The organism is Asanoa sp. NPDC050611 (genome assembly GCF_040654855.1).
GTDB lineage: Bacteria > Actinomycetota > Actinomycetes > Mycobacteriales > Micromonosporaceae > Asanoa.
The window spans coordinates 1-2,568 of record NZ_JBFAIU010000588.1 but is presented as its reverse complement, the minus strand read 5'-3'; the positions used below and the strand labels follow the sequence as shown (position 1 = coordinate 2,568).

4 protein-coding genes are annotated in these 2,568 nt (G+C 72.0%); all 4 read left to right on the top strand.

Annotation, left to right across the window (positions count from 1 at the left end; genetic code table 11):
- A partial coding sequence (locus tag AB0H87_RS40600; protein WP_360158805.1) for a GerMN domain-containing protein occupies window positions 1-621 on the top strand: 621 nt, incomplete at its 5' end.
- Window positions 622-668: 47 nt separating this feature from the next.
- A complete protein-coding gene (locus AB0H87_RS40595; RefSeq protein WP_116070035.1) occupies window positions 669-932 on the top strand; it encodes a phosphoribosyl-ATP diphosphatase in 264 nt (87 codons plus the stop codon).
- Between the two features lie 48 nt (window positions 933-980).
- Window positions 981-1,823 carry an ATP phosphoribosyltransferase gene (gene hisG, locus AB0H87_RS40590; RefSeq protein ID WP_360158802.1) on the top strand — a complete coding sequence of 281 codons (843 nt, stop codon included), beginning with the start codon at window positions 981-983 and terminating at the stop codon, window positions 1,821-1,823.
- Between the two features lie 6 nt (window positions 1,824-1,829).
- Complete coding sequence (locus AB0H87_RS40585; RefSeq protein ID WP_360158799.1) at window positions 1,830-2,345, top strand: PH domain-containing protein; 516 nt, start codon at window positions 1,830-1,832, stop codon at window positions 2,343-2,345.
- Window positions 2,346-2,568: the final 223 nt, after the last annotated feature.

Sequence of the window (2,568 nt, the reverse complement as noted above, 5' to 3'; positions counted from 1 at the left end):
ACCTGTTCACGCGGTACGGCGGCGCCGAGGGCGGCGCGTTCCGCCTGGCCGTCGCCTGCTATCCAGTTCCACCGGGTGCCGGCGGGACCAGACAGGCCCGCGGATCGCGTACGCGCGGCGCTCGGTCAGCTGTTCGCCGCCGCGCCGCTGGATCCCGACTACCGGTCCGCGTGGCCGGCCGGCACCGTGGTCCGTGGTGTCACCGTCGCCGGCGACGTGGTCACGGTCGACCTCGGCGGTGTGCCGGCGCCCTCGCCGGTCGCCGCCCAGCAGCTCGTCTGGACGGTGACCGCGGCCAGCGCGCTGCCCGGCGTGCGGATCGGCGCCGGCGGCCCGGAGCTGCGGCGCGCGGCGGCCGTCGACACGCTCGCCCCGGCCTGGCTGATCAACCCGCAGCAGGGCGACGTCATCCGCGGCGGTCGGGTCGAGGTGCACGTCGCGGGCTTCGGCCGCACGGCCCGGCTGGAGATCGGGACGGAGTTCCGGCAGGACCTGACCCTCGAAGGTGGGAGCCCCGCGCAGCGTGAGGCGCATGTCACAGTGACCCTCGCACCGGGCCGATACACGCTGACCGTGACCGTCGACGGGCGCTCCGACGACCACGTCGTGCAGGTGGAATGAGGCCGGGCGGGTTCGGCACCGGGTCCCCTGCCTGGTTGGATGGCTGCGTGAAGACGTTCGAGGAGCTCTTCGCCGAGCTGCAGGCGAAGGCCGAGGCCGGCACGCCGGGCTCAGGCACCGTCGCCGCGCTCGAGCGCGGGGTGCACGCGATCGGCAAGAAGGTCGTCGAGGAGGCGGCCGAGGCGTGGATGGCCGCCGAGCACGAGGGTCCGGAGCGGGCCGCCGAGGAGATCTCGCAGCTGCTCTACCAGGCGCAGGTGCTCATGCTGGCCAGCGGCCTGAAGCTGGAGGACGTGTACCGACATCTGTGAGCCCCGCGCTCACCGATCCGGTTCACCTCTTCCATAGGAGTCTTTCGTATGCTGCGCATCGCCGTGCCCAACAAGGGCACGCTCGCCCGTCCCGCCGCCCAGATGCTCCGCGAGGCGGGCTACCGCCAGCGCACCGAGGAGCGCGACCTCGTCTGCCGTGATGAGACCAACGACGTCGAGTTCTTCTACCTGCGCCCGCGCGACATCGCCACGTACGTCGGATCCGGCGACCTCGACCTCGGCATCACCGGCCGCGACCTGCTGGTGGACGCCGGCAGCCCGGCCGACGAGCTGCTCGACCTCGACTTCGCCGGTGCGAGCTTCCGGTTCGCCGCCCACCCGTCGACGATCACGACGGTCGACCAGATCGCCGGCCGCCGGGTGGCCACCTCCTTCCCGGGCGTGGTCAACCGCTACCTGGCCGACAACGGCCTGACCGCCGAGGTCATCCGGCTCGACGGCGCCGTCGAGAACGCGATCCGCCTGGGCGTGGCGGACGTGGTCGCCGACGTCGTGGAGACCGGCGCGACGCTGCGGCAGGCGGGGCTCACGGTGATCGGCGACCCGATCCTGACCTCGACGGCGCTGCTGATCGGCCGGGACTCGGTCGCCTCGCCGCCGGTGGCCCAGCTCATCCGCCGCCTCCAGGGCGTGCTGGTGGCCCGGCGCTACGTGATGCTCGCCTACGACGTGCGGGCCGACCTGCTCGACCGGGCGACGACGCTAACCCCGGGCATCGAGTCGCCGACCGTCTCACCGCTGCACCGCGAGGGCTGGGTGGCGGTCCAGGCCATGGTGCTGCGGTCGGACGTACACAAGATCATGGATGAGCTGTACGACCTGGGCGCCCGCGCGATCCTGGTCACCGACATCCACAACTGCCGGCTCTGAGGGGCTGTGGCAGACTCGTTGGCCGTGGTGACGTTCCGCCCGCAAAGGGCCAGAAAGGTCGCGATCGGCGCGGCGATCGCGGTCGTGATCGTCTTCACCGCGGTCAGCTTCGGCCTGACCGGCTCGACGGGCGAGGGCAAGGCCGTCTTCCAGCGCGGTGACCAGACCGCGATGATCGGCCTCGGCATCGCCTTCGCGGCGGGCATCCTGCTCTTCCTCCGCCCGCGCGTCGACGCCGACGACAAGGGCATCCGGATCCGCAACGTGATCGGGTCGTACGACCTCCCCTGGGAGGTCGTCCGGGCCATCCGCTTCGAGCGGGGCGTCTCGTTCGCGGGCGCGGAGCTCCACGACGACGAGCTGGTCACGATCGTGGCCCTCCAGATCGTCGACAAGGAGTACGCCCTGGACGGCGTCCGCGCCCTGCGCGCACTGCTGGCCGCCCACCAGGCGTCGGCGACGCCGGCTCCGAGCGAACCGGCGGAGCCAGGAACGCCGATCACTCCGGCTGAGGCCGGCTGAGTCCGCGTCTACGACCCGGACCCCGCCCGGCGTCTGTTTCGACGTCCTGACCGGCTTTGTCGAGCGGGCCGCTGTCCAGGCCGCATTTGCTCTGCATCCATATCCGCATCGCAGGTCAGACGCGGTGATGGCTGCTGCCGGGCCTGGTCGACGCGCACACGCACCCCGGAGCTGAGGAGCCCGGTGCGCCGATGAGCGAAGAGGTCCTGCGGGACGACCTACG